Origin of the sequence: Mycobacterium sp. SMC-8 (genome assembly GCF_025263565.1) — a bacterium.
Classification (GTDB): Bacteria; Actinomycetota; Actinomycetes; order Mycobacteriales; family Mycobacteriaceae; genus Mycobacterium.
In genome coordinates this window covers 4839251-4860810 of the sequence record NZ_CP079865.1, presented here as the reverse complement: position 1 = coordinate 4860810, position 21560 = coordinate 4839251, and the positions used below count along the sequence as shown (strand labels likewise).

The window sequence follows — 21560 nt, the reverse complement described above, 5'->3', positions numbered from 1 at the left end:
CTTAGCTCGCGGGACGCCGCGACTGACGGCCCCGTTGATTCGTCGGGTGCCCGGGCGGTGCCGGCGCTAAACCGGGGGCCGGCTCAGAGGGTGGCGGTGAGCGGACCGCTCTCCTGGCAGTGCTGCTGCGGCGGATTGCCCTTCGACGCGCACCCGCGGCCGGTGGCGGTGTAGGTGAGCCCCGGTCGATAGGGCTGGAAGAACACCTGCGCGGGGACGAGGCCGAAGCCCCGCGCGCACTGCCCGGGTCCGGCGTCGCCCTGCATCTGGATACAGACGGTGGTGGCGTAGGTGACTGCGCCGTCGCAGGCCCCGATTGTCAGGGCGGCGGCCACCATGTCGGTGCCGGAGACGTTCACCACGGCCGGGGAGCTGAGCTCATAGGCGCAGGCAGAGACCGGAGCGGGTTGCGCGGCGGCGGAGGCCACCGTCGATCCAAGCAGCGACGCGGTGGCGGCCAGCGCTGCGAACGTCCGGAACATCTATGGATCGTAGGTCACCCGGCGCCGAGAGCGGTCAGCATTCCGGCGGCTGCTCGGGGCCAGGTGAAGTGTTCGGCGCGCCGTCGTGCGCTGTGCCTGCGAAGGTGCTCGGGGCGGGTCAGCACGGTGCCCACGGCGGCGGCGATCGCGTCGGCGTGGTTGTCGGCGGTGGCGCCGCTGTCGTGGGTGAGGATCTCGGCCAGCGCCGAGGTGCGGGACACCACTGCGGGCGTGCCGCACGCCAGCGCTTCGAGCGCGGCAAGGCCGAACGTCTCGTGCGGCCCGGGAGCCAGGGCGACGTCGGCGCTGGCCATGATCGTCGCAACGGTGTCGCGGCAGCCGATGAACCCGGCGAACTCGACCGGCAGTCGAGCCGCCCTGCGCTGCAGCCGGGCGCGCAGCGGCCCCTCGCCGACCACCACGAGTCTGGCATTTACGCCCGAATTCCTCAGCGCGGCAACAGCGTCGACGCTGCGGTGTGGTTGTTTCTCGACCGACAACCGTCCGCAGTGCACCAGCAGCAGCTCGTCGGGCGCTGCCCAGCGACGCCGGGTCTGGGCGCAGCGCCGGCGCGGGTGGAACTGGTCGAGGTCGACGCCCAGCGGCACCGTCACCACATTGGTCGCGCCGATCCTGTCGAACTCCTCCCGCGCGAACGCCGTCGTGCAGACGACGGCGTCGTAACCGGCCGCGGTGCGCCGGTTGGCGACATCGGCCACCGCCCGCGCGACAGCGCCCGGAAGTGCCTGCCCGACAAGACGGTCCAGGCGTTCGTGAGAGATCATCACTGTCGACACGCCGCGCCCGCGCCCCCACGTGCCCAGCGACCTGAGGGTCAACCGGTCCGACACCTCCAGAGCGTCGGGTCGCAGCCGCTCCAGCAGCTCGACCACCGGCCGCGGGTGAACCGCGCGGTAGCCGCCGGTGGCGGGGATCAGTCGCGCGGGCACGCCGATTCGGACCACACCGGAGGGCAGGACGGTGTGGTCCGGCCGGGGTCCGGGCACCACGAGGAACACCGTGTGCCCGGCCGCGCGGTATTCGGCGCCGAGCCGATCCACCGCGGTGCGCAGCCCCCCGGATCGTGGACCGTAGAAGTTCGCCACCTGGACCACCCGCATGGCTGCATCAGAGCGTGTACGGGTGTTCGGGGAGCAACGCCAGGTCGGCCGCGGGCCGAACAGGCGGTGTCGTGCCGGTGCCGCTAGCCGACGTGGGCGGCCAGCCAGTCCAGGGTGCGTGACCAGGCGTCGGCTGCGGCGGCCGGATCGTAGCGGTCACCGGTGTCGTTGAAGAAGGCGTGGTTGGCGCCCGGTTCGGTGACGAGCTCGTGAACCAGGCCGGCCTTCTGCAGCGCGGCAGCGGCGACCGGTTCGGTGGCGTTGACGCGCTGGTCGAGTTCGCCGTAGAAGCCCAGAACGGCCACGCCTTTCGACCCGGCGAAGTCCGGATTGTCAGGTGTGGGCCCGTAGAACGGAAAGGCCGCCGCCAGTTCGGGTGAGCCGGCAGCGAGCAGTCGCCACACCAGCCCACCTCCCATGCAGAAGCCGATCACGGCCGTGTTCTTCCCGGGGGTGCGGCGCGCCACCTCGGCGATCCCGGATTTCAGATCGGCCACCATGTCCTCGGGTGGCCGGTTGCCCAGCGCGGCGGTGGCCTCGGCCGGATCGGCGAAGGTCGCGGTGCCACCCTGCTCCGAGAGCAGGTCGATGGCCAGGCTGGAATAGCCGGCCCCGGCGAGCCGACCCGCCACCGAGCGCACCCAGTCGTTGAGCCCCTTGTTCTCGTGGATGACCAGGATGCCGCCGCGGGCGCCGGGCGTGGTGTCAGATGCCGTCGCCTGGTCCCCTCCGACCGGCGCCCAGGCCCCTTGCAGTTCCCCGCGCGGGCCGGCCCAGGTGACCGGCGTGGTGGGCAGGGCCCGGTCCATGCCGGGCGGCGGGGTGGCCGGGGGCGTGCCGGACTCGGGGGGCGCCGCCGCGCTCTCGGCCTCCTGTCTGTTCTCCCCGCACGCCGCGATCAGCGCCGAGGCCGCCGCGGCGCTCACCCCCAGCAGTGCCAGCCGGCGCATCGCCTCGCGTCGGGACATCAGACCGTCCACGTGGTCGGTCGCGATCTCTTCGGCGATGTAGCGCTGCAGAGGCGTCACAAGCCCTGATTATGCGCTTTCGGCCAGCTCGGCGACCGCGAGTAGACACTCGGAAAATTCTGTTCACCGATTTCGTTGACACCCGTCTGCGGGGGCTGTTCGATGAGCGTTGTGACTTACGACACGATCATCCGCAACGGCCGGTGGTTCGATGGCACCGGTGCGCCCTCGGCGGTGCGCACCCTCGGCATCCGGGCCGGGCACGTCGCCGCCATCAGCGAGGACGACCTCGACGAGACAGGGTGCCCGCAGGTGATCGATGCGGCCGGCAAGTGGGTGCTGCCCGGGTTGATCGACATCCACACCCACTACGACATCGAGGTGCTCGACGGGCCGGCCCTGTCAGAGTCGCTGCGGCACGGTGTCACCACCGTGATGCTCGGATCGTGCTCGCTGTCCACCGTGTACGTCGACGGCGTGGACGCAGGCGACATCTTCGGCCGGGTCGAGGCGATCCCCCGCGAGCACGTGATCGACGCGGTGGACCGCAACAAGAACTGGTCGAGCGGTGAGGAGTACATCGCGGCACTGGAATCGCGTCCGCTCGGCCCGAATGTCGCGGCGTTTCTCGGGCATTCCGACATGCGCACGGCGGTCATGGGGTTGGACCGGGCCACCCGCAAGGACGAACGGCCGACCAGTGGTGAACAGCTACGGATGGAGCAGATGCTCACCGAGGCGCTGCGTGCGGGGTTCGTCGGGATGTCTTCGCAGCAACTGCTTTTCGACAAGCTCGACGGCCAGGTGTGCCGGTCGCGCACACTTCCGTCCACCTATGCCAGCGCCCGCGAACTGCGCCGGCTGAAATCGCTGCTGCGCCGGTCCGGCCGGGTGCTGCAGGCCGGACCGGACATCACGAACCCGGTCAACGTGGGCTCGCAGGTCTTCCAGTCCCTCGGCCTGTTCGGCAACCCGCTCAAGACGAGCCTGCTCTCGGCGGCCGACATCAAGTCCAACCCGGTGGCGGTCAAGACGCTCGGACCCCTTGCCCGGCTGGTGAACCGGCTGGGCGGCAATTTCCGTTGGCAACACCTGCCGGTGCCGTTCGAGGTGTATGCCGACGGCATCGACCTGGTCATCTTCGAGGAGTTCGGGTCGGGTGCGGCGGCGCTGCACCTCGCCGACGAGGTGGAGCGCAACGCGCTGCTGCGCGACGAGGCCTACCGCCGCCGGTTCCGCAAGGACTACGACGCGAAGTTCGGCATGCGGGTATGGCACCGCGACTTCTTCGACGCCGAGATCGTCGCCTGCCCCGACGCGTCGGTGGTCGGCAAGTCGTTCGGCGACGTGGGACGTGACCGCGGCGGCCTGCACCCGGTGGACGCGTTTCTCGACCTCGTGCTCGAGCACGGCAAGGCGCTGCGGTGGCGCACCACGATCTCGAATCACCGGCCGGAGATGCTCAAGAAGCTCGCCGCCGACGGCGGTATCCAGATGGGCTTCTCGGACGCGGGCGCGCATCTGCGCAACATGGCGTTCTACAACATGGGACTGCGACTGCTTCGTCACGTCCACGACGCCGAGCGGACCGGACGGCCGTTCATGACCGTCGAGCAGGCGGTGCACCGGCTCACCGGTGAACTCGCCGACTGGTACCGCATCGACGCCGGCCACCTGCGCCTCGGGGACCGTGCCGACGTGGTGATCGTCGATCCCGCGAAGCTCGACGACACGCTGGACCGTTATGCCGAGGAGCCGGTCGCGCAGTACGGCGGGCTGTCGCGGATGGTGAACCGCAACGACGACACCGTCAACGCCCTATTCGTCGGGGGCCGCGCGGTGTTCCTCAACAGTGAAGCCACCGCCCTGGTCGGTACCCGGCGCACGGGGCGGTTCCTGCGCGCAGCGCACAGGGCGCCCGCACCGGCCGCACAGGAAGAGGCGCTGGCGCATGCCGGTTGACCAGGCGGCGCGCACCGCAGAGGTCGAAGCCACCGTGCACGGCATGTGGGCCGCGCTGTCGGATCGCGATTGGGATGCGCTCAAGACCTTCCTCGCCCCCGGGTGTATCTATCTCGACGTGCCGGTCGGCCCGGCCGCGGCCGCCCGCGGCCCCGAGGACATCGTCAAACGGCTGAAGATCGGCATCGAGCCGCTGGCGGCCTACCGGAACTTCCCCGGGCTGATGGTCAGCGACGGCGTCGACGTGATGTACGAGCACAGCGAAGAGTGGCATTGGGCCACAGGAGAATTCGCGCTGTTGAAGTTCGTCAGCGTGCACCGCGTGCAGGACGGTGCGATCACGCTGTGGAAGGACTACTGGGACATGGCCGCGCTGGCCGACCATGCCCCGCCGAGCTGGTTGGCGGACTTCGCCGAGGCGGACATGTCGTGGGTCTTCGACGCGACCGGACTGGTGTGAGGGGCGATCGATGCTGGATCTGAAGATCACCGGCGGCACGGTCGTGGACGGCACGGGCGCCGACCGGTTCCGAGCCGACATCGGCGTCAAGGACGGCGTGATCGTCGAGGTGCGCCGCCGCGACGGTGACCACCCGGGGTTGCAGACCGGAGCAGCACACGAGATCGATGCGACGGGACGTATCGTCGCACCGGGCTTCGTCGACGTGCACACCCACTACGACGGGCAGGTCAGCTGGGACGAGACGCTGGAGCCGTCGAGCCGCCACGGCGTCACCACGGTCGTCAGCGGCAACTGCGGCGTCGGGTTCGCGCCGGTGCGTCCCGGCCGCGAGCAGTGGCTCATCGAACTGATGGAAGGTGTGGAGGACATCCCGGGGTCCGCGCTGGCCGAAGGCATCACCTGGCGGTGGGAGAGCTTTCCCGAATACCTTGACGCGATCGAGAAACGCACTCTGGCAGTCGATTACGGAACCCAGATTGCGCACGGCGCGGTCCGCGGCTACGCGATGGGTGAGCGCGGGGCCAACAACGAGGAAGCCACCGCCGACGACATCGCAGCGATGGCGCGCATCGTGCAGGACGCGATCGAGGCCGGCGCGCTGGGCTTCTCGACCTCGCGCACCGAGGCGCACCGCGCGGTCGACGGCCAGGCCGTGCCGGGTACCTACGCCGCCGAGGCCGAGCTGTTCGGGCTGGGTCGTGCCATGGCCGCCGGTGGCCGGGCGGTCTTCGAGGTGGCACCGCAGGGCACCGCAGGCGAGAGTCCGGCCGACGCGTGCATGCGTGAGATGGAATGGATGGCAAAGCTTTCCGAGGACATCGACCGGCCGGTGTCGTTCACGCTGATCCAGGCCTCCCACGCACCGGATCTGTGGCGTCAGCAGCTCGACCGGGCCGAGAAGGCTCACGAGAACGGCGTCGAACTCTATGCACAGTTCGCGGCGCGGCCGTTCGGCATGCTGCTGGGCTTTCCCGGCTACCACGCCTTCACCCACCGGCCCACGTTCCGTGCGGTGTCGGCAGGGTCGGCCCGCGACGAACTCGCGGCGCGGCTGGCCGACCCGGCGGTCAAGGCGGCAATCCTCGCCGAGGAGGATCTGCCTCCGACGCCCGGTGCCCTGCTCGACGGTCTGTTCGCGCTGGCGCAGTACAGCACCGACTGCATCTACGCCATCGGCGATCCCCCGGACTATGAACCGACGCCGGACAGGACGGTGGCGGCCATCGCGGCGGCCCGTGGCCAGAACCCGCTGGAGACGATGTACGACCTGATGCTCGAGGCCGACGCCGGGGCGATGCTGATGCTGCCGTTCTTCAACTACGCCGAGGGCGACCACAGCGCGATCCATCAGATGATGCAGAGCCCGGCTGCGGTCTCGGGGTTGTCCGACGGCGGCGCCCACTGCGGCCTGATCTGCGACGCCTCCTACCCCACGTTCCTGCTCACCCACTGGGCCCGGGACCGCCACCGCGGCCCCAAGTTCTCGCTCGAATACGTGGTGCGCAAGCAGACCTTGGACACTGCAACGCTGTTCGGGCTGTCCGACCGCGGGGTGATCGCGACCGGTAAGAAGGCCGACCTCAACGTCATCGACATGGACGCACTGCGGCTGGACGTGCCGCGGATGGTCTACGACCTGCCCGCCGGTGGCCGCCGCCTGATCCAGGGCGCCTCGGGGTACGACGCGACCGTGGTCAGCGGCGTGGTGACCCGGCGCCACGGCGTCGACACCGGCGCCCGGCCGGGCAGGCTCATCCGCGGGGTGCGCTGAGTTCTGCGGTCAGCCGGCGAGCAGGCCGTCGATCTGGTTGATCGCCGACGAGGCGCCCTCGATCACACCCATGTCGAGCACCTGCTGCAGCGCTTCGACGGACGCGTAGGTGCTCACGAACGTCGACCGGGTCCCGCCGTCATGGGCAGTGAAGGTGAACACGTTTTTCGACACCGGCAGATCGGGGTTCGGATCGAAGTTCAGATCGGCGAACCCGTCGTCGAACTCGAACCGGTTGGGCGCGTCGACCGCCGTGACGTGCCAGTACCCGGCGTGCTTGTCGCCCTCCGGGCCGGTCATGAAGTAGGTGACGCGACCTCCGGGGCGCAGGTCGTGGTCGACCACCGTCGCGGGGTATTCCGGTGGACCCCAGATCTTTTCGAGCTGACGCGGATCGGCGTAGATCTGCCAGATCCGTTCCACGGGCGCCGCGAAGTCGGCGATGATGGTCAGCGTCGCGGTGTCGAGGTCGTGGTGGACGTCGGTCACGGGCATGGTGGTTCCTCCTGCTTTTCCGGGTCGGCGGCGACGAGTTCGTCGATGCGTGCGACGCGCCCGCGCCAGATCTGTTCCAACTCGACCAGCAGAGACGCCACCGACCGTACGGCGGTGACGTCCCCACTGGCCAACTGTTCACGGCCGTTGCGCCGCTTGGTGATCAGACCGGCCTTACCCAGTACGGCGACGTGCTTCTGCACCGCGGCGAAGCTCATGTCGTAGTTGGACGCCAGCGACGAGACCGAGTGCTCCCCCGCCAGCACCCGGCGCAGAATGTCGCGGCGGGTGCGGTCGGCCAGCGCGTGGAACAGCGCGTCGGTCCGGTCGTCGTCCAGGTCGATCACGCCTACAACATACAACCGAGTGGTTGTATGTTGTCAAGGGTCAGCGCCGGTCCAGGTGGTACACACGCTCGGCGTTGCGGTGCGCGATCAAGTCGACCACCCGGATCGCGTCGCTCTGGCTCCACTCGTCAGCGTCGACGAAAGACTGCAGGACCGCGGCGATTCCGTCGCGCCACAGCAGGGCGCCGAGGAAGTGCAGTTCGGCCGGACCGAACCCGTCCGACGAGTACAGGATCTTGCGGAACGGCGCCAGCTCCAGCAGCCGGGCCACGAACGCCGCCGAGCGGGCGCCGAGATGGTTGATCGACAATCCGCCGTCGAGGTAGACGTTGTTGAACGCCTGCGCCAGGTAACCGGCCTCCCGTTCATACGGGTAGCAGTGCAGCAACATCACCGGCGTGTCCCCGCTGACTCGCAGAAAGTCCAGCAGGTGAACGGGGTTGGCGGCGTGCAGATCACAGTCGCGGTCGCCGAGCCCGACGTGGAACTGCAGCGGCTTGCCCAGTCGCAGCGCCCGGTGCAGTCCGAAGCGCAACAGCACCCGATCCGTCAGCCGGGTCCCGCCCGCGTCGCGCCAGCGGGCGGCCGCGTCGGCCACCTCCGCCGGGGACGGGTCGGACAGCTCGCCCAGGAAGCCGCCGCGGTAGGCCAGGATCGACTTGGTGCCCACCGCGGTTGCGGTCTGCTGCCAGAGGAGCTCGTCGAACGCGGCGGCGTAATCCCCCGGCGCTGCGGCGGCCTGCTCGGCGACCGTCTCCAACCGCACGATCTCGTGCACCCGCCCGGCGCCGAGGGCGCCCAGCTCTGACAGATCGGCCACCCCGCCGGCGAACCCGGTGTCCACCAGCCAATCCGACACCCCAGCCGCACGTAGGAACCGTTGCGCCAGAACATCTTCAGGCAATGCGCAGCGTGCCGCCCAGTACACGTCGGCATCGGCGTGCCGGTCGAGCCCGAGCAACGGCGCGCAGTGCGCGCGCACCGCGAAGCCAAGCTGGGTGTCGAACGCGGAGTCGAACGCCGCCACCGGCTCGGTGTTCGCCTCGTTGAGGGCGTTCTCGAACCACGACCGGTCGCCGGATCGGAGCCGGCAGCCGTGCACATGGTGGTCGACGAGCCGGACGGTCGCGGCGTGCTCAACCAGTGCCGTCACCTACACGCTCCAGGCGAGCCGGAACTTGTCGGCGAGCTCGTCGGCGCTGCGCTGCCCGTAGTTGCGCTGTTCGTAGCGCCGCACCGCGACGACGGCATCGACCACCGCGTCGCCCAGGATGGCGCGCATCCGCGCCGAACCGTCGAGCGCGTCGAGGATCTCGGGCTGGTCGGTGGGCAGCAGGGCCACACCCGCGTCATCGGCCAGGCTGGACGGGTCGACGGTCACCTCCCCGGGCAGGGTGAGGCCGCGCTCGATGCCGTCGAGTGCCAGCCCCAGGATCGCCGCCGAAGCCAGGTACGGGTTCGCCGACGGATCGATGATCTTGACCTCGACGTTGGCGCCGTACGGGTTGGCCTCCCCGCCGGTCAGGAACCGCACCGCGGCCTCCCGGTTCTCGGTTCCCCAGCACGCGTAGGCGCCCGCCCAGTGTCCCGGCTGCATCCGCATTCCGGACAACACCGAGCCGCCCAGCACACCCTGGGCGTCCGTAAGCCCGGCGAGCACACCGGCCACGGCCGAGGCGCCCTCGGCCGTCATGCCGGCGGGTCCGTCGCCACCGGAGAACATCGGCCCATCTTCACGACTCAGCGAAAAGTGCTGGTGCGCACCATTTCCCACGCTACCCGCGAAGGGCACCGGGGACAGGCTCGCGCGCATGCCGTACTTTCTGGCGATCCGGCCCACGATGATGCGCATCAGCGTGACCTGATCGGCGGCGATGACCGGCGGCTGTGGCGCCAGTGAGATCTCGAACTGGTTGACGCCGTACTCCGGATGGAACTGCTCGATGCCGACGCTGGAGGCCGTCGCCGCGGCGGTCACGTCCCGGACGAAACCCTCGAACTCCAGGACCCCCGCCAGGCCGTACTGCGCCCAGAGGTGCCCGGGCAGCGGTGCGCCGTCGGGACCGACGAGGACGAACTCGATCTCATGCCCGACCAGTGCCTCGATCCCGGCCGAGGCAAGGGCCTCCTGCACCCGGTGGAGCGCGCCGCGGGTGCAGTACGGATCGGGCGAGCCGTCCTGACCGAAGAACGAGCCCGGGGCCCAGGCCAATCCGTCCCCGAGGATGCGCAACCCCGCGAGATCGATACGGATCCGCTGATCGCCGACGACGCCGGTGGCGTCGCTGAAGACGATGCCGGTCTGGTCGATGGCGAACACGTGCCACACCGGACTGGCGCCCAGACCGGGGTCGGCGAACGATCCCATGCGCCGCAGGGGCACCGTCTTGGCGTGGATCAGGCCGGCGGGATTGACGACGGTGCCGATCAGGGTGGCGACGCCGTCGGCCTCTAACTGGGCGATGGCCGCAGCGGCCAGGGGTTTGGCTGCCATCTCGCCATTCTGCAGCCGATCCGGGTTCCTTACAGGGTGATCTTGCAGGCCTGACCGATGTCGAGGGTGCGCAGCATCCGGCCCATGCCGACCCACATGGCGCAGGAGATCGCCAGGTCGGTGAGCAACTCGTCGTCGAAGTGGACCGCGGCCCGCTCCCAGAAGTCGTCGTCGTCGCGCAGCCCGGTGTGATCGGTGGCGAAGCGGTGCGCATACTCCATCGCGATGCGCTCCTGATCGCTGTAGCCCGGCCAGGTGCGCCACTGCGTGGCGTAGTCGTAGAACTCCTCGCTGATGCCGTTGGCCTCGCCCTCGGAGTCCCTGGTGTTCTGGCACACCACGCACTCGTTGGCATAGGCGATCACGATCCGCGCGGCCTCCCGCACCCGCATGGGCAACCGGTTCTTGGTGTAGACGGCGTTGGTGAACTGTGCCATCGCGGTGCCCAACTCGGGTGACTTCACCGCGAAGCCGGTCACGTCGTCGTCGGCGAAATCTCCGATTCGGCTCATGGCCCGCATCGTAGCCGGGTCACCTTGCCGCGGTGGCGAGTTGCGTCCGCTCGTCGTCCCAGTCGCGCTGCACCAGCAGACGCTGCGCGATCTTCTCCAGCGCGGCCTCCACCTCGGCGCGGTCCGGACGGCCCTCGAAACTCGGTGAACTTTCCAGCTTCGCCACGATCCGGCTGACCAGCGCCGTGGACGCGGCGTCGACCTGACGGGCGCCCGACTGCGTCAGCCACAGTTGGTCGCCGGTGCGCAGCGCGTGGCCGGACGCGACCAGCCGGTCGAACGTCGGCTCGAGCACCTCCGGCGGTACGCGCAGCCGCTCGGCCATCTCGCTCAGTCGCGCCGAGCCGAACACCTGGCTCTGCCGGTAGATCTGGATCAGCGCCCACAACAGCGCCACGTCGGACTCGCATCCGCGGGTGCCCGCGATGCTGCGCAACCTGATCTCGGGTGACTGGCGCACCATCCGGGCCACGGCGGTCTCCAGCATCTCTTCGGGAGTGCCGCTCGAGGGCATCGCGAAGCCCTCTCCCATGTCCAGTGCCGCGGACGTCTCGAGCTCCTGCAGCGGCACCTGCTTGAGTGTCAGCGCTACGAAGAAACCGATCGCCGCGACGGGCGCAGCGCACAGGAAGACCAGGCCCAACGAGTCCGCGTAGGCGGTCACGATCGGCGCGGCGACGGCGTCCGGAAGGCGGTGCAACACCTGCGGCGACTGCGCTGCTTCGGGCGGTGCTCCGCCCGCGGCCAGAGCCGGGGCGATGCGGGCGTCCAGGAAGTTGGCGAACAGCGAGCCGAAAATGGCGGCGCCGAACGAGCTTCCGATGGTGCGGAAGAACGTCACGCCGGACGTGGCGACACCGAGATCGGAGAATTTCGCGGTGCTCTGCACGATCAGGACCAGCACCTGCATGCACATGCCGATGCCGGTGCCCAGGATGAACAGGTACGCGCTCTGCTGCAGCATCGGCGTCGTCGCGTCCATCCGCGACAGCAGCACGAAGCCCAGCACCATCACCGCGGTGCCGACCACCGGGAAGATCTTGTAGCGGCCGGTGCGGCTGACCAGCACGCCGCTGCCCATCGAGGTCAGCAGCAGGCCGCCGACCATCGGCAGGGTGCGCAGGCCGGATTCGGTCGCCGACACCCCGTCGACGAACTGCATGAACGTCGGCAGGAACGTCAGCGCTCCGAGCATCGCGAAACCCACGATGAACGACAGGATGCAGCACACGGTGAACACCGGGCTGGCGAACAGCCGGATGGGCAGGATCGGCTCGGTGGCGCGCATCTCGACCCGCACGAAGAACGCCAGCGCGACGGCCGAGCCGACGAACAGACCGATGATCGTCGGCGAGGACCAGGCATAGGTGCTGCCGCCCCAGCTGGTGGCCAGTGTGAGGCCGGAGGCGCCCAGCCCGATCAGCACGATGCCGGCGTAGTCGATGACGGGCCTGCCGCGCCTGCCCAGCGCCGGGATCGCCGTCAGCGCCACCAGGAGAACCACGATCCCGATCGGCACGTTGATCCAGAACGCCCAGCGCCAGCTCAAGTGATCGGTGAAATAGCCGCCGAGCAACGGGCCGATGACCGTGGTGACGCCGAAGACGGCGCCGAGCGCGCCCTGGTAGCGACCGCGGTCGCGCAGCGGGATCACCTCGCCGATGAGCGCCGCGGCGGTGACCATCAGCGCGCCGCCGCCGACGCCTTGCAGCGCGCGCGAGGCCACCAGCATCTCCATCGACGAGGAGATGCCGCACAGCACTGAACCGGTCAGGAAGAACAGGATGGCCGCGGCGAAGATCACCTTGCGGCCGAACATGTCACCGAGCTTGCCGACGATCGCGGTGACGATCGTCGAGGCCAGCAGGTAGCTGGTGACCACCCAGGACTGATGTCCCGCACCGCCCAGATCGGCGACCACGGTCGGCAGCGCGGTCGCCACGATCGTTTGATCCAGCGCCGCGAGCAGCATGCCGAGCGCCACCGCGATGAAGATGACGTTGCGGCGCTGTGGGCTGACCGGCGCCGGTTCCGCCGGCTCGGTGGTCTCTGGGTGCGCTGCAGGGGACGCCATGCCTGCCTTTCTGGTCGAGCGAGAACTCCGCATAGGACATCGTTAGATGAGCTATGAAAGTTACGCTTGTCCGGCAGGTGTCATTCCCGCGGGTGTGGGAGCCGAACCGTCAGGACGGCGGGCGAGACACGCACTGCGCCAGATACAGCTCCTCGCCGAGCTTGTTCATCAGCTCCAGCTGGGTCTCGAGGTAGTCGACGTGCTGTTCCTCGTCGGCGAGGATCTTCTCGAACAGATTCGCCGAGGTCGAGTCGCCCTTCTCCCGGCACATGATGATGCCCGGCTTGAGTCGGGCCACCACCTCGTACTCGATCGCCAGGTCGGCCTCGAACTGCTCCCGCACCGTCTGTCCGACCCGCAGGGAGAACAGGCGCTGATAATTCGGCAACCCGTCCAGGAGCAGGATGCGGTCGGTGATCTCCTCGGCGTGAACCATTTCTTCGAATGATTCTTTCCGAGTGTGTTCGGCCAATTCGGTGAAGCCCCAATTGTCCTGCATCTTGGAATGCAGAAAATACTGGTTGATCGCCGTCAATTCGCTCGTCAATTGTTCGTTGAGCAATTTGAGCACTTCGGGATCGCCTTGCATGACTTGCTCCTAAAGGCCTAGCGGGCTGAGGCGTGCGATATCTGCACGGGCTGTTGTGCGAGCACCTCCAACTTAGTCCACTTCACGCTTCGAGTGAGCGCGAACCTCGGTGTGGGAGACGTGTTGTCGGCGTGCCGGCGCGGGAGCGGGCCTCGGATCGAGGCCGAGATCTGGACTGCCTAGGCTAAGTAAGGTTAGACTGCGCTAAGTGTCTGCGGCCGTTCCGAGGTAAGGGTAACCACATGGGTGAGTACGATCTGCACTCATTCATCCTTGCCTGTGATTTTCGTGTAGACGACCTCGACCGTATGTGGAAATGGCTGAAAAGGCACCGCGACGGACTTTCCTCGATCGGCGCCCATCACGTGGTGGTCTATGAATCGATTTGGGAACCGCGGCGCGTGCTCGTCACGATCGGAATTCGAAACGCTCATTCGATCCGCGATGTGCTGCGCTCCACCGCGATATTCGAATGGTTCGACATCTCCGGCGCCGACGACATCCCGCCGATCTTCGGGGGTGAGGTCGTCGAGAAGATCGATATGGACGGAACCGAATCCGAGGGCCGGATCGGACGGGTGGTCGTCGGCGTGATGTCCTCCGTCGAGGATGTCTCGCAGCTCATGATCAAGGTGCACGACGGCCTCGAGCGCTTCAAGAGCGGCGGCGTGCGCAAGATCTGGGTGTACCGCGCGCTCGACGACGGTCACGAGGTGCTGATCCTGCAGGAGATCGCCGACGAGGCCAGTGCCAGGCAGTGGATCGAGCATCCCGACGCCGCCGCCGAATGGATGACCAGTGCAGGCATGGGGCCCTATCCGACCCGCTTCGTGGGCCGGTTCGCCCACCTGATGAGCGTCGGCGAATCGGGTTAGCCGTCATGTTCGTCTGCCTCTGCACCGGAGCCACGAGTCACGTGGTCGGCGAGGTCGTGGCCAACGGCGCCCGGACATCCAAGGAGATCGCCGAGGCGTGCGGCGCGGGAGGCGACTGCGGGCGCTGCAGGCGCACGCTGCGGGCCATCATCGAGGCGCACTTCGCCGGGAAGCCGGAGCGGGTCGCGCAGTAGCTTTCAGCTGTTGCGCCGGCCGGTGAAGTCCGCGAGCGCCGCGGCGTTGGCGGCTCCCCCGAGCAGCTCCTGGAAGTGCGCGTTCTCCCGCTGCGTGGCGGCCGCGATCTCGGCGCGCAGCGGTGCGACGATCGTCTTCTTGACGGCGACCAGACTCGGAATCGACCGGGACGCAAGGATTTCCGCGTGCCTGCGAGCGTCAGCCAGCAGCTCCTCGGGTTCGCAGACCTTCCACGCGATCCCCATCTGCTTCGCCTCGGCGGCGTCCACCCACTCCGAGGACAGCAGCAGCCACGCGGCGTTCTGCCGGCCGATCAGCTGCGGCAGGAGATAGGACGACGCGGCCTCCGGTGCGACGCCGAGGCTGGTGAACGGGCACTTCAACCGCGCGGTCGTCGACATGAACACCAAGTCGGCGTAGCCGAGGATCGTGGCACCGATGCCCAGCCCGACGCCGTTGACCGCGCAGATCAGCGGTTTGGACAGTTCGGTCAGCGCGTCGATCATCGTGGTGAAGTGGCTGCCCTCGTTGGTCAACGACCCGTCGGCGATACCCGCCTGCATCTCTTTGAGGTCGTTGCCCGCGCTGAACGCCCGCCCCGCGCCGGTGAGCAGCACGACCGCAACGTCGGGGTCGGCGTCGGCGTCCCGCAGCGCGGTCGCGGTGGCGAGATAGAGTTCCTGATTGAACGCGTTGAGCGCCTCAGGACGGTTCAGGACCAGGGTCCGAACCCGGTTCTCGTCGCTGATCTGCAGTGTCACGGCCGCAGCCTATCCGCCGCGGTGAACGGGTCGCGGAGCACGTAGCGACTCGTCGGCACCGTGTCGACGTTCCGGTTGGCTCCGAACGCCGTGGTGCTGGCCACCATCCGGCGCATGCGGTCGTCGAGGTCGGCGTCGTCGGCCGCGCCGAAGAACGCATGCAGATCCGCGGTCGCCTCGATCGGGAACAGCTCCTCCACGATCGCCGAAATCGCCGGCGCCCCGTCGGTGAGGGGCCGCACCACCGAGTTCTGGGTGTAGCCGAACGTCGACTGGGTGTCGATGGCGACCTGGGTGTGATCGCGATGCCACCGGTGCAGCCACGTCGCCTCGTCCATCTCGGCGGGCCGGCGCAGCAGCGCGATGTTGGCCAGGCCCGGGGTGCGCTCGCCCGGCTCGGTGGCAGGAGCGGCCAGCGGCACCGACTCGGTCACCAGGTATGCGGCGAGCAGATCGCAGTGCTGACTCAACAGCGTTGTCGCGGTGCGGATCTGATCGCCGTAATACTGCTGCGTCCACAGCGTGACGAACGCCAGCGCCGGCGGATCCAGCGTGGTCAGCGTCATCAGCGAATCCCGTACCGATGCGTCCCGGACGTGGACCGTCAGCCCCGGCACCCCCGTCCCGAGCAGGGTCTCGGCGACGTCCGTGCGGAGCCTGGTGCACCAGTCGTCGTCGCCGGACGCGCCACGCAGGGCGAACATGACTTTCTCCACCCGGCGAACATAGCCGGGTCAGAATGGATCCGTGATCAGAGGGCTGGTGCTGCGGTGGGCGATGCCGGACCTCGCAGCGGTGCTGCGCAGCCTGCTGTGTGTCGCGGTGGTGGCGGTGGCGGCCGTGCAGTGGGGACCGCCGGGGGCGGTGACCCCTGTCGTGGGCGCCGCCGCGGTCACCTGCGCGACCGCGCTGCAGGACCGTCCCCGTGGACGGGTCACGGTGCTGCTGCTGGTCTCTGCGGTGACGGGGACGGCGGTGGCCCTGGGCACTCTGACAGCCGGGTTCTCGCCCGTCTTCATCGCGGTGGCGGCCCTGTGGTGCTTCTTCGCGTCGATGCTGTGGACCCTGGGCGCCAACGCAGGACTGATCGGCGCAGCGTCGGTGGCGCTGGTGGTGGCGGCCCCGCCGGTCGCCGCGGGGCCGGGTTCGGCGCTCGTCACGACGCTGCTGGCCGTCGCCGGAGGACTGCTCCAGGTGTGGGTGATCGCGCTGTGGCCGCCGGTGCGCTGGCGCAGGCAGCGCGACGTACTGGTCGGCGCCTATCGTGCGCTGGCCGCCGACGCCCGCACGATCAGCGGCGGCGCGCAGGGGCCGGTGGTGGACACCGCACCGCTGACACTGTTGCGCGACGTGTTCACCGCCGTCGGTCATCAGCGCCGCCCCGTGTCCTACCGCGGGTGGTACGCCCTGCCCGAACGCATCGCCGCGGTGTTGACCGACACGGCGAACATGCCGGACCGGTCCGAGGCACTGAACCTCGCGCTCGCCGAGGCGGCGGACACGCTGGCCGCCGTGGCCGACACCGACAGATTGGGTCGGGTACGTGCCGATGTGGCCATCGGTCGGTTCGACACCGTCGCGTCCGCGGTCGGCGGCACCGAACGGGCAGTCGGGCACCGGTTGTCGGTGCTGTTGCACGAGGCGGTGGCGATGCGACTCGGCGATTTCGTGCCGTCCGCGCCGGACGCGGTGCGGCTGCGTCGTCCCGAGTTGCGCACCTCTGTGCGTTCTGCCGTAGCCGCGGTGCGCGATCACTTCGACCGCCAGTCACAGGTGTTGCGGCACGCGGTGCGGTTGTCCGCTGCGGTCGCCGTCGGCTGCGCGATCGACCGGTACGCCGAGGGTGCCTACGGCGTGTGGATTCCGCTGACCGTGCTGCTGGTGCTCCGGCCCGAGACCGCGCACACCTACACACGGGCCGTGGGCCGGCTGGCGGGCGCGGTCGTGGGGATCCTCGCCGCGTCGACGGTGCTGCTGATCCTCGACCCCGGGGTCGCGATGGGGACCGCGCTGGCCGTGGTGGCGATCGGGGTGGGTTGCGTGCTGTCGGGTTCGGGCTATATCGCGCTGGCCGCCGCGGTGGCCGCGGCAGCGATGTTCCTCGTCGATGCCGGCCGGCCCGACGTGCCTCCGGCGCTGGGCGACCCGCTGCTGGCCACTCTCTTCGGCGGGGCGCTGGCACTGGTCGCCCACGTGGTGGTGCCCGATGATGCCATGACGCGGCTCTCACAGCGTGCCGGGGAATTGCTGAAAACCGAGATCGATTACGCCGCAACGGTGATCAAGGGCTATGTACACGACGACGGTAATCCACGAGAAGCGATGACAGCCGCCTGGCAGCGAGCGTTTCGCGCGCGCGCGTCATTCGAGGCGACCTCCGGGGCGATGCGGATGGAGTCCCGCGAACTGCGGCACTGGCTGCGCGCCTACCGCACCGCGTTGAACACCGTGACCAGTTCCTGCGCAACCTTGGAAGAACAGCTGCCCGGGCACCCGATCACCGACGACCGCGACTTCGTGATCGCCGTCGACGAATACGTCGAGGCGCTGCGTGGGGACCCGCCGACGGCTGCGTCGCCGTGGACGGTCGACGGGGCGGAGCTGGCGGTCGCCGAACAGCGGCTGCGCGACGCCGTGCCGCGTCAGGGCGCCGGCGAGGGTCCGGCACGCATGCTGGTCGCCGAGATCGGCGCCATCACCCGCAGCGTGTCGTCGATCAGCGTCAGCCCCGTGCCCATTTCGGTTCGATGAACACGGCCTCGGCCTCGACCGTGACACCCGTGCCGTCGGCGATGTGGCCTACCGCGTAGGTCTTGAACCCGTCGGTGTGGGTGATCCGGGCTTCGCAGCGCAGCCGTCCGAGCGGCGTCAACCGCCGGTAGCGTACCGAAATGGTGCCGGTGAGCCGGTGCACGCCGGGCGCACTGGCCGCGTCTCCGAGCACGTGGTCGAGGATCATCGCCGACACTCCGCCGTGCACGTGCCCGGGTGTGCCTTCGAAGGCGGCGCCGAGGTAGAAGTCGCTGCGCACCGAACCGTCGGGATCCTTGCGGATCACCACCGGCGGGGCGCTCGGGTTGCGCACGCCGATCACCGCGTTGCCCCACGGCATCATGGTGCCGTCGGCGGCGTACTGCACCCCGAACGCGCCGTCGAGCTGTGCCGCACGTAACCGCGCGGTGGCCGAGTCGATTTCGGCTTTCGCTGCGACGACGGCGTCGGCATCGGCCTCGGTGCGGATGGTCGCGTCGATCAGGGCGCGCACCGATTCGGTCATGGGTTCGTACACGGCCCGCAGCCGCGCGACGTCGGTGGCGCTCATACCGTCGACTTGGGTGTACTCCAGCACCCCTCGACTAGAACATGTGTCAAGAAACGGGTCACGCCGGGGGTGGTCCGGTGAGCAGGTCTCCGATCACCGGGCACGTCGAGTGACGTCGCTTCCTTGGGATCCCGGCGGTGAACGCAATCTCGGATGTCCCCGACCCACGCATCGGCGCCTCAGATTTTTCTTTGGTCACTACGGCATCTTTGGTCACTTTTACGAAATCGCTTGTCAGACCTTCGAACTAGTGTGGCGCTCCTAGTGTTCTAGTGGGCGCTTTTGTGCTGCTCAGCGGCGATTTTGGTTGGTGTGTAAGAGGTTCGGCGAGTCGGCTGTGAAACGGGCGACGCGCACGCGGTCGGGCCTTTAGGTTTTCGGGGTTACCACACCAACCGCAACCTTTAGGACGACTCGCGTGCGCGTCAGTACTGCATTTAACCGTCTCTTGGCCATTCCCGGAGCCACCGTCACCGAAGTCAGCATCGGCGACCGAGATGTCGAAGTGGTGCTGCGGCCCACCGCACGCCTGCTGAGCTGCCCGTGCGGCAAACGCCTCCGGTCGGTCTACGACCGGCGCCGCCGACGCTGGCGCCACCTCGATCTGGCCCATCGTCGGCTATGGCTGGTCTACGAGATCCGCCGCCTGGACTGCCCCGAGTGCGGCGTGATCACCGAGGAGCTGCCGTGGGCGCGGCCCGGTGCCCGCCACACCCGCGACTTCGAAGACACGGTGCTGTGGCTGGCCCAACGCACCGACCGCACATCGGTGGCCACGCTGATGCGCTGCGCCTGGGAAACCGTCACCGCCATCATCAACCGCGGCGTCGCCGAACTCCTCGATCAACGCCGACTCGACACCCTCTACCGCATCGGTGTCGACGAAGTCTGCTACCGCCACCCGCACCGCTACCTGACCATCATCGGCGATCACGACACCGGCACCGTCATCGACATCCAGCCCGGACGAAGCAAGGAATCACTAGCCAATTTCTATACCAGCCAACCAGATTCAATTCTCGATCGCATCGAGGCAGTAAGCATGGACTTCTCCAGCGTTTACACCAGCACCACCGCCGAGCATCTGCCAGACGCTGTCATCTGCTACGACGGCTTCCACCTGATGCAGTGGGTCAACCGAGCTCTCGATCGCGTCTATGACGGCGCGGCCACCGGCCCCGGCCGCGCCATGATGAGCACCGCGGACTGGAAAGCCGGCCGTTGGGCGCTGCGCACTGGTGAGGACAAACTCAGCGAGTCCAAACGCGACCTGGTCAACCACATCGCCAAGACCAACCGCCATATCGGACGGGCCTGGGCACTGAAAGAACAGGTCCGAGATCTCTACCGCTACGACCATCCACCCGGTCAAGCCCGGCAACTTCTTAAAGCCTGGATCACCGCGGCCAAACGATCCCGCATTCCTGTCTTCATCTCGCTCGGCAAACGCTTTCAGGCCTACTTCGAGCCGATCCTCGCCGCCATCGAACTCGGCATATCCAACGCCCTACTCGAAGGAATCAACGCCACGACCAGGCTGATCAACGCCCGCGGATACGGCCACCACTCCGCCCAAACACTGGCCTCAATGATCTACCTCTGCCGCGGCGGACTCCACCCCCAGCTACCCACGAGAACCTGAGGAGCCGCACTAGTGTTCGATGTATGGAGTTGGTGTCGGAGGCGGTGGGGGCGATCGCTGAGCAGATCGCTGTGCTGTCCAAGGCGGCCGAGGAGCTCTCGCACCGTGAGTTGATCGGGCTGCTGGTCGAGCTGACCACGGTGCTGCGCAGCGTGCCGGCCCTGGAGCACAAGGTGTTGGCCCGCTTGATCGAGGAGACCCAACCCCACCGACTCGGTGAAGGATCGTGGAAGGGCGTGCTGGCTACCGCGCTGCGGGTCAGTGGCGCCGAAGCCGGGCGGCGGTTGCGACGGGCCGAAATGCTGGGGCCCCGGCGGGCGATGACGGGGCAACCGTTGGCGCCGCGGTGGGAAGCCACCGCCGCCGCCCAGGCCCTTGGCCTGTTGGACGAAGAGCACATCACCGTGATCGCCAAGTTCCACAAGAAGCTGCCCGCCTGGGTGGATGCGGACACCCGCGCGCACGCCGACGCGCAGTTGGCGCGCAAAGGCTCGGGGATGGGCCCGGAAGAGCTGGATGAGGCCGCGGGGCGGTTGTTGATGATGATCGATCAGGACGGCCCCGAACCCCCCGACACCGACCTGGCCCGGAAACGCTGGCTGAAGATCGGCAAGCAGCAACGCGACGGGTTCAGCACGATCTCGGGCTACCTCGACGCCGAAACCCGCGCCTACCTGGAGGCGACCCTGGCCAAAGAAGCCGCCCCCGGAGCCAACATGCCCGACCAGGACAAGGAGCCAGGCGAGGATGGGGCACCGGAGACCGCGTGCCGGGATACCCGCACCGAAGGGCAGCGCAATCACGATGGCCTCAAAGCCCTGGTGCGCCGCAACCTCGAATCCGGGGCACTAGGCAGCCAGAACGGGTTACCGGTCACCGTGATCGTCTCCACCACCCTGCAGGAGCTGGAAAAACGTGCCGGGGTGGCGGTCACCGGCGGCGGTTCACTGCTACCGATGCCCGACCTGATCCGCATGGCCGCCCAGGCCCATCACTATCTGTATGTCTTCGACGAGCACACCGGTCAAAGCCTGTACCTGGGCCGGGCCCGACGGCTGGCCAACGCCGCGCAACGCATCGTGCTGCACGCTCGTGACCGCAGCTGCACCCGCCCGGGCTGCACCGTGCCCGGTTACTGGTGCCAGGTCCACCACGCGGTCGCCGACTGGAAGAACGACGGCCAGACCGACATCGACGACCTCACCCTGGCCTGCGGACCGCACAACCGGATGATCGAAACCACCGGCTGGACCACAAGCAAAAACGCCAAAAACCAGACCGAATGGATTCCACCACCAGAGCTCGATACCGGCCAGCACCGCACGCAGCTGATCAACGGCTACCACCACCCCGAACGCCACCTACTCCCAGAAGATGACCAAGGACCCTGAGGCGCTGGCCGGTGAAATGCATTGACAGCCAAGTGAACTGCGGTCCAGCGACCAGGATCACACCGGCCGCGGAGCGGTGGCATAGATTACCTAAGT

The 21560-nt window shown here is 68.4% G+C and carries 21 protein-coding genes; 8 read left to right on the top strand and 13 right to left on the bottom strand.

Going from position 1 to position 21560, the window contains the following annotated elements:
* Positions 1–83: 83 nt before the first annotated feature.
* From KXD97_RS23395 to KXD97_RS23385, 3 genes are all read right to left on the bottom strand, one after another.
* Positions 84–482, bottom strand: coding sequence for a hypothetical protein (locus KXD97_RS23395; RefSeq protein WP_260752781.1), 399 nt, complete (start codon positions 480–482; stop codon positions 84–86).
* Between the two features lie 14 nt (positions 483–496).
* Complete coding sequence (locus KXD97_RS23390) at positions 497–1603, bottom strand: glycosyltransferase (protein WP_260752780.1); 1107 nt, start codon at positions 1601–1603, stop codon at positions 497–499.
* An 83-nt stretch (positions 1604–1686) separates the two neighbouring features.
* Positions 1687–2631 carry a dienelactone hydrolase family protein gene (locus KXD97_RS23385; protein WP_260752779.1) on the bottom strand — a complete coding sequence of 315 codons (945 nt, stop codon included), beginning with the start codon at positions 2629–2631 and terminating at the stop codon, positions 1687–1689.
* A 102-nt stretch (positions 2632–2733) separates the two neighbouring features.
* Between KXD97_RS23385 and KXD97_RS23380 the strand changes: the two genes are divergently transcribed.
* The 3 genes from KXD97_RS23380 to KXD97_RS23370 are packed head-to-tail and all read left to right on the top strand — an operon-like array spanning position 2734 to position 6767.
* The gene (locus KXD97_RS23380) at positions 2734–4533 is read left to right on the top strand and encodes an amidohydrolase family protein (RefSeq protein WP_260752777.1); all 1800 of its coding nucleotides are present in this window, start codon (positions 2734–2736) and stop codon (positions 4531–4533) included.
* Positions 4523–4993, top strand: coding sequence for a nuclear transport factor 2 family protein (locus tag KXD97_RS23375; RefSeq protein WP_260752775.1), 471 nt, complete (start codon positions 4523–4525; stop codon positions 4991–4993). The genes KXD97_RS23380 and KXD97_RS23375 overlap by 11 nt, the downstream gene beginning before the upstream one ends.
* A gap of 10 nt (positions 4994–5003) precedes the next feature.
* Entirely contained in the window at positions 5004–6767 is a 1764-nt protein-coding gene (locus KXD97_RS23370) for an amidohydrolase family protein (protein ID WP_260752773.1), read from the top strand.
* A 9-nt stretch (positions 6768–6776) separates the two neighbouring features.
* Here the strand turns inward: KXD97_RS23370 and KXD97_RS23365 are convergent, their stop codons facing one another.
* The 7 genes from KXD97_RS23365 to bfr all read right to left on the bottom strand — a co-directional run bounded on the left by KXD97_RS23365 (position 6777) and on the right by bfr (position 13278).
* On the bottom strand, positions 6777–7262 hold the full coding sequence (locus tag KXD97_RS23365; protein WP_260752772.1) for an SRPBCC domain-containing protein: 486 nt from the start codon (positions 7260–7262) through the stop codon (positions 6777–6779).
* Positions 7253–7609 (bottom strand): helix-turn-helix transcriptional regulator, encoded by a 357-nt coding sequence (locus KXD97_RS23360; RefSeq protein WP_260752767.1) that lies wholly within the window; start codon positions 7607–7609, stop codon positions 7253–7255. Before KXD97_RS23360 ends, KXD97_RS23365 begins: the two co-directional genes overlap by 10 nt.
* Before the next feature lie 40 nt (positions 7610–7649).
* On the bottom strand, positions 7650–8762 hold the full coding sequence (locus KXD97_RS23355) for an amidohydrolase family protein (protein ID WP_260752766.1): 1113 nt from the start codon (positions 8760–8762) through the stop codon (positions 7650–7652).
* The gene (locus tag KXD97_RS23350) at positions 8763–10103 is read right to left on the bottom strand and encodes a glutamine synthetase family protein (protein ID WP_260752764.1); all 1341 of its coding nucleotides are present in this window, start codon (positions 10101–10103) and stop codon (positions 8763–8765) included.
* 29 nt (positions 10104–10132) lie between these two features.
* Positions 10133–10615, bottom strand: a complete 483-nt coding sequence (locus KXD97_RS23345) for a carboxymuconolactone decarboxylase family protein (protein ID WP_260752763.1) — start codon at positions 10613–10615, stop codon at positions 10133–10135.
* A 19-nt stretch (positions 10616–10634) separates the two neighbouring features.
* Positions 10635–12689, bottom strand: a complete 2055-nt coding sequence (locus KXD97_RS23340) for an MDR family MFS transporter (RefSeq protein WP_260752761.1) — start codon at positions 12687–12689, stop codon at positions 10635–10637.
* Between the two features lie 109 nt (positions 12690–12798).
* Positions 12799–13278, bottom strand: a complete 480-nt coding sequence (gene bfr, locus KXD97_RS23335) for a bacterioferritin (protein WP_260752758.1) — start codon at positions 13276–13278, stop codon at positions 12799–12801.
* A gap of 242 nt (positions 13279–13520) precedes the next feature.
* Here bfr and KXD97_RS23330 point away from each other — a divergent pair, with 242 nt between their 5' ends.
* Positions 13521–14153: a fatty-acid--CoA ligase gene (locus tag KXD97_RS23330; RefSeq protein ID WP_260752757.1), complete on the top strand. Its 633-nt coding sequence runs from the start codon at positions 13521–13523 to the stop codon at positions 14151–14153.
* Between the two features lie 5 nt (positions 14154–14158).
* Positions 14159–14347 (top strand): bacterioferritin-associated ferredoxin, encoded by a 189-nt coding sequence (locus KXD97_RS23325; protein WP_260752756.1) that lies wholly within the window; start codon positions 14159–14161, stop codon positions 14345–14347.
* A gap of 3 nt (positions 14348–14350) precedes the next feature.
* On the opposite strand, the gene KXD97_RS23320 is transcribed toward KXD97_RS23325, so the two are convergent.
* Positions 14351–15109, bottom strand: a complete 759-nt coding sequence (locus tag KXD97_RS23320; protein ID WP_260752755.1) for an enoyl-CoA hydratase/isomerase family protein — start codon at positions 15107–15109, stop codon at positions 14351–14353.
* Complete coding sequence (locus KXD97_RS23315; protein ID WP_260752754.1) at positions 15106–15825, bottom strand: EthD domain-containing protein; 720 nt, start codon at positions 15823–15825, stop codon at positions 15106–15108. The genes KXD97_RS23320 and KXD97_RS23315 overlap by 4 nt, the downstream gene beginning before the upstream one ends.
* Before the next feature lie 31 nt (positions 15826–15856).
* Here KXD97_RS23315 and KXD97_RS23310 point away from each other — a divergent pair, with 31 nt between their 5' ends.
* Entirely contained in the window at positions 15857–17860 is a 2004-nt protein-coding gene (locus KXD97_RS23310; protein ID WP_260752752.1) for an FUSC family protein, read from the top strand.
* On the opposite strand, the gene KXD97_RS23305 is transcribed toward KXD97_RS23310, so the two are convergent.
* Positions 17832–18458: a PaaI family thioesterase gene (locus KXD97_RS23305; RefSeq protein WP_260752749.1), complete on the bottom strand. Its 627-nt coding sequence runs from the start codon at positions 18456–18458 to the stop codon at positions 17832–17834. The genes KXD97_RS23310 and KXD97_RS23305 overlap by 29 nt on opposite strands.
* Before the next feature lie 421 nt (positions 18459–18879).
* Here KXD97_RS23305 and KXD97_RS23300 point away from each other — a divergent pair, with 421 nt between their 5' ends.
* Both KXD97_RS23300 and KXD97_RS23295 read left to right on the top strand, forming a co-directional pair.
* Positions 18880–20073: an ISL3 family transposase gene (locus tag KXD97_RS23300; RefSeq protein ID WP_260751841.1), complete on the top strand. Its 1194-nt coding sequence runs from the start codon at positions 18880–18882 to the stop codon at positions 20071–20073.
* A 23-nt stretch (positions 20074–20096) separates the two neighbouring features.
* The gene (locus KXD97_RS23295; protein WP_260752748.1) at positions 20097–21464 is read left to right on the top strand and encodes an HNH endonuclease signature motif containing protein; all 1368 of its coding nucleotides are present in this window, start codon (positions 20097–20099) and stop codon (positions 21462–21464) included.
* Positions 21465–21560 lie beyond the last annotated feature (96 nt).

What these genes read in the sequence shown, in the direction of transcription:
- KXD97_RS23345 (WP_260752763.1), bottom strand. Translation starts at nt 10,615, where the DNA reads ATGAGCCGAATCGGAGATTTCGCCGACGACGACGTGACCGGCTTCGCG.
- KXD97_RS23375 (WP_260752775.1), top strand. Translation starts at nt 4,523, where the DNA reads ATGCCGGTTGACCAGGCGGCGCGCACCGCAGAGGTCGAAGCCACCGTG.
- KXD97_RS23370 (WP_260752773.1), top strand. Translation starts at nt 5,004, where the DNA reads ATGCTGGATCTGAAGATCACCGGCGGCACGGTCGTGGACGGCACGGGC.
- KXD97_RS23390 (WP_260752780.1), bottom strand. Translation starts at nt 1,603, where the DNA reads ATGCGGGTGGTCCAGGTGGCGAACTTCTACGGTCCACGATCCGGGGGG.
- KXD97_RS23295 (WP_260752748.1), top strand. Translation starts at nt 20,097, where the DNA reads ATGGAGTTGGTGTCGGAGGCGGTGGGGGCGATCGCTGAGCAGATCGCT.
- KXD97_RS23325 (WP_260752756.1), top strand. Translation starts at nt 14,159, where the DNA reads ATGTTCGTCTGCCTCTGCACCGGAGCCACGAGTCACGTGGTCGGCGAG.
- KXD97_RS23365 (WP_260752772.1), bottom strand. Translation starts at nt 7,262, where the DNA reads ATGCCCGTGACCGACGTCCACCACGACCTCGACACCGCGACGCTGACC.
- KXD97_RS23380 (WP_260752777.1), top strand. Translation starts at nt 2,734, where the DNA reads ATGAGCGTTGTGACTTACGACACGATCATCCGCAACGGCCGGTGGTTC.
- bfr (WP_260752758.1), bottom strand. Translation starts at nt 13,278, where the DNA reads ATGCAAGGCGATCCCGAAGTGCTCAAATTGCTCAACGAACAATTGACG.
- KXD97_RS23340 (WP_260752761.1), bottom strand. Translation starts at nt 12,689, where the DNA reads ATGGCGTCCCCTGCAGCGCACCCAGAGACCACCGAGCCGGCGGAACCG.
- KXD97_RS23350 (WP_260752764.1), bottom strand. Translation starts at nt 10,103, where the DNA reads ATGGCAGCCAAACCCCTGGCCGCTGCGGCCATCGCCCAGTTAGAGGCC.
- KXD97_RS23395 (WP_260752781.1), bottom strand. Translation starts at nt 482, where the DNA reads ATGTTCCGGACGTTCGCAGCGCTGGCCGCCACCGCGTCGCTGCTTGGA.
- KXD97_RS23330 (WP_260752757.1), top strand. Translation starts at nt 13,521, where the DNA reads ATGGGTGAGTACGATCTGCACTCATTCATCCTTGCCTGTGATTTTCGT.